The sequence below is a fragment of the Streptomyces sp. RP5T genome (assembly GCF_003933965.1).
Taxonomy (GTDB): domain Bacteria; phylum Actinomycetota; class Actinomycetes; order Streptomycetales; family Streptomycetaceae; genus Streptomyces.
On record NZ_RSAJ01000649.1, the window covers coordinates 1 to 4,440 of the forward strand.

Here is a 4,440-nt window from a genome sequence, read left to right on the forward strand (position 1 = left end):
GCCCACCCCGGGCGGCTACGGCTACCCGCAGCAGCCCGCCCCGGGGCAGCCCATGCCGCCGGCCCAGCCGGGACAGCAGCCGCAGCAGCCCCAGCCGCCGCAGGCGCCCCAGCCGAACCCGTACGGGGGTGCTCCCGGCCAGCCCGGCGTGGACCCGCGCACCGGCGCCGCCTGGCCCGCCGCCGTCCAGCACGACCAGCGGCAGCAGGTCGCCGGCGCGGGTGCGCCGCTCGGCTACAACGCCGCGGTCGAGCTGACCTCTGACCGGCTCGTCAACAGCAAGAAGCAGAAGGCCAAGAGCAGCCGGCCCACGCCCGGCGGGTCGAAGTTCAAGCTCGGCGGCAAGAAGGAGGAGCAGGAGAGGCAGCGCAAGCTCGACCTCATCCGCACCCCGGTGCTGTCCTGCTACCGGATCGCGGTGATCAGCCTCAAGGGTGGCGTGGGCAAGACGACCACGACCACCGCGCTCGGCTCCACCCTCGCCACCGAGCGGCAGGACAAGATCCTCGCCATCGACGCGAACCCGGACGCCGGCACGCTCGGCCGCCGGGTGCGGCGCGAGACCGGCGCGACCATCCGCGATCTGGTCCAGGCGATCCCGTACCTCAACTCGTACATGGACATCCGCCGGTTCACCTCCCAGGCGGCGTCCGGGCTGGAGATCATCGCCAACGACGTCGACCCGGCCGTGTCCACGACGTTCAACGACGAGGACTACCGGCGCGCGATCGACGTGCTGGGCCGCCAGTACCCGATCATCCTCACGGACTCGGGCACGGGTCTGCTCTACAGCGCCATGCGCGGGGTGCTCGACCTCGCCGACCAGCTCATCATCATCTCGACGCCGTCGGTGGACGGCGCGAGCAGCGCCAGCACCACGCTGGACTGGCTGTCGGCACACGGGTACGCGTCCCTGGTGTCGCGGTCCATCACCGTGATCTCCGGGGTCCGCGAGACCGGCAAGATGATCAAGGTGGAGGACATCGTCACCCACTTCGAGCAGCGCTGCCGCGGAGTGATCGTCGTGCCGTTCGACGAGCACCTGGCGGCCGGTGCCGAGGTGGACCTCGACATGATGCGGCCGAAGGTCCGGGAGGCGTACTTCGACCTCGCCGCGATGGTCGCCGAGGACTTCGTACGGGCGCAGCAGGAACAGGGCCTGTGGACGGGACAGGCCGGCCACCAGCCGCCGACCATGGCTCCCCCGATGCCGGGCCAGCCGCAGGCGCAGCCCCAGCCCCCGGCCGCGCAGCCGCCGTTCCAGGGCTTCCCGGGCGCCCAGCCCGGCCAGCCGTGGCAGACCGGCCAGCCAGGTCACCCCGGTCAGCCGCAGCCCGGCTTCCCGCAGCCGCCGTACGACCCGAACGCGGGTCAGCCGCCGCAGCAGTAGCCCAGCAAAAAAAGGGGGCCGGCACCGTGACGGTGCCGGCCCCCTTTTTTTGCTGCTCTCGATCAGAAGCCCGCGCCCGCGATCAGCTCCCGGCACCGCTGCACGTCGGCGGCCATCGCCTCCAGCAGGGCGTCCAGCGAGTCGAACTTCTGCTGCCCGCGCACATAGGCCAGGAAGTCCACCGCCACGTGCAGCCCGTACAGGTCGAGCCCGACGCGGTCGATGGCGTACGCCTCCACCGTGCGCTCGGTGCCGTCGAACTGCGGGTTGGTGCCGACGGAGATCGCGGCCGGCATCGCCTCGCCCTGCGTGTGCAGCCAGCCGGCGTAGACGCCGTCGGCGGGGATGGCGGTGTGCGGGAGGGTCTCGACGTTGGCGGTGGGGAAGCCGAGTTCACGGCCGCGCTGGGCCCCGCGCACGACGACGCCCTCGACCCGGTGCGGACGGCCCAGGATCTCCCCGGCGCCCTCCACGTCGCCCTCGGCGACCAGTCGCCGGGTCAGGGTGGAGGAGAACGGCTCGCCGCCGCCCGCCGCGCCGGTCACGTACAGGTCGACGACCTCGACCTCGAAGTCGTACGTCTTGCCCTGCTCGACGAGGAAGTCGACGTTGCCCGCGGCCCGGTGGCCGAAGCGGAAGTTGGGGCCCTCGACGACCGCCTTGGCGTGCAGCTTGTCCACCAGGACCTTGACGACGAAGTCGGCCGGGGACAGCTTCGAGAACTCCGTGGTGAAGGGGAGGATCAGCAGCGCGTCCACGCCCAGCTCGGCCATGAGCTCGGCGCGGCGGTGGTGCGGGGCGAGCAGCGGCGGGTGGCTGCCGGGGCGGACGACCTCGCTGGGGTGCGGGTCGAAGGTGACGACCACGGAGGGGACGCCCAGTTCGCGCGCCCGCTCCACAGCGTGCCGGATGATCAGCTGGTGCCCGCGGTGGACCCCGTCGTAGGAACCGATGGTGACGACGCTGCGCCCCCAGTCCTCGGGGATGTCCTCCAAGCCACGCCAGCGCTGCACTGTGACCGCTCCTCGTCGAACCCGTGTCCGTATTGACTCTTGCGACTACGCAGGTCTAAGGGTGCCATGCCGCGCGCCCGTCGCCCGCATCGGCATGGGGGCTGTGACCCGACGCACGCGGGTCCGCGGCCCCCGCACCACCGGCTCAGGCGGGAACCCGCGCCCCCGCCAGGTTCTCGATCATCCGCCGGGTGCCGGGACCGACCACCGCCGCCCAGTCCTGCGGGCGCTCGGCGAGCCAGCCGGCCACCAGCCCGGCGAACCCGGGAACATACCGGCCGAGGTCGACGAGACCGCGGTCGAAGCGGGTCGCGCCCTCCGGGGTACGGACGAGCAGGAGACCGATCCGGTGGACGAGGTCGCGGATGTCGTCGTCCGTGCGGGCGGCGGCCGCGGGCAGCAGGGCGACGAGGACCGCGGGCTCCCTCTCGTGCTCCATGAGGAGGTCGAGGAGCTCCTGGCGCAGCGGGCGGGAGGCGGGAACGCCGGGCCCGGCGAGCACGGCCGCCAGAGCGGCGCGCACCCCTTCGGGGCCGCCGTCCAGCAGCCCCGTGACCAGCGGGAGGAGCACGGCCCGGGCGGCGGGCCCCTGATCGAGGCGCCGGTCGACGTAGGCGGCCACGTCTCCCGCCGTCTCCGGGCGCCGCTCCACCACCTCCCGCACCAGCCCGGCCACCCGGCGGGCCAGGGCGGGCGTGGTCACGTCGGCGAGCGTGCGCAGCGCCGGACCGGCGCCCGGCCTGCGCAGCCGCTCCCGGAAGGCGTCCAGGACCGGATCGGGGTCGGTGGCGAGCGCGGGGACCAGTGCGCTCGGCGGGAACTGCGGGTCGCCGGCCGCGAAGTGCCCGAGCGCCTGCGGGAGATGACGGGCACGGGTGCGGGGATCGCGGACCAGCAGGGCGAGCGCGCCGCCGTGCAGGGAGCGGTCCTCGGGGCGGGCCAGCAGGGCGAGGGCCGCGTAGCGCAGGAGCTCGCGGTCGGCGTCGGTGCGCACGTGCGGGGCGGCGCGCAGCCCGTACGTCACCGCCGCGACCCGGCGTGCCGGCTGCCCGTCGTGCGCCCACCGGTCCACGGCCCGGCACACCGCCGACGGCTCCTCCTCGGCCAGCACGGCGAGCAGTTCGTCGGCCCGGCGGTGCGCACAGCCGACGAGCACCTCGGCGAGGTCGTCCAGGGCACGGCTGCGGTGCGTGTGCAGCAGCGCCTGCGCGGCCCTCGCCACGCTCGCGTGCGGGGTCGCGGGCAACGGCCGCTCGTCGTCGAACCAGCGGGCGAGCTGCGGCTGTACGGCGGTGGGGTCGGCGGCGAGGAGTTCCGCGACGGCGTCCAGGAACCGGGGGCCGGGTTCGTGCGGCGGCCCGTCGGCGAGGAGGAGGCGGCGCAGCAGCTCGAAGCGGGTGCCCGGCGAGAGCCGCAGGGCGGTCCAGAAGGCGGGCCCGAACACGGGCGGGACCGGCTCCCCCTGGCCGCGCCGGGCCACGAGACGGTCGGCGAGCTGCCGCAGGACGTCGCTGTACGGCGTCGCGTCGGGCACCCGCAGCAGGGTCTCGGTGCACAGGCGGGCCGCCCACCAGGAGTGCGGGTCGGCGTCGAGGGCGTGCAGCAACTCCTCCAGTCGGCAGGCCAGTTGGGGGGTGCCGTGCTGGCGGGCGACGAGGAGCAGGGCCTCGACGGTGAGGAGAGTGTGGATCAGGGCGGCGGCGCGGGAGAGGAAGCCGGTGCCGAAGGAGGGGGCGAGGGAATGACGGCCCTCCGGCGGTCCTGAGCCGGCCGGCCGCCCGGCAGGGTCAGGAGCAGCCGGGGGCTCGCACACTCCCGCGCTGCCGAGGCCGGCCCGCACCCGGCTCGCGCCGCTCGTCATCCGTTCTCCTTCCGGAACCGGTCGTACGCCTTGTTGTGCAGGTCGACGAGTTGCTGCATGTTCTTCGCCTTCAACTCCGAGACGTACGCGCTCCACTCGGACATCGGGCGCTTGCCGAGCACGAACTGGAGGGTGTTCTGGATGGCGTGGTCCTTGAGCGGAGTGTCCCAGAGCTG

At 74.0% G+C, this 4,440-nt stretch carries 2 protein-coding genes and 2 pseudogenes; 1 reads left to right on the plus strand and 3 read right to left on the minus strand.

The features are described 5' to 3' along the window. A partial coding sequence (locus EHS43_RS38365; protein ID WP_148104204.1) for a MinD/ParA family protein occupies positions 1–1,390 on the plus strand: 1,390 nt, incomplete at its 5' end. A gap of 62 nt (positions 1,391–1,452) precedes the next feature. Here EHS43_RS38365 and EHS43_RS38370 read toward each other — a convergent pair. From EHS43_RS38370 to EHS43_RS38380, 3 genes and pseudogenes are all read right to left on the minus strand, one after another. Continuing rightward, a complete protein-coding gene (locus EHS43_RS38370; protein ID WP_125195219.1) occupies positions 1,453–2,403 on the minus strand; it encodes a bifunctional riboflavin kinase/FAD synthetase in 951 nt (316 codons plus the stop codon). Between the two features lie 145 nt (positions 2,404–2,548). Continuing rightward, positions 2,549–4,075: pseudogene (locus EHS43_RS38375) on the minus strand (serine protease); the annotation flags it as partial. A 185-nt stretch (positions 4,076–4,260) separates the two neighbouring features. Further along, positions 4,261–4,440: pseudogene (locus tag EHS43_RS38380) on the minus strand (sugar ABC transporter substrate-binding protein); the annotation flags it as partial.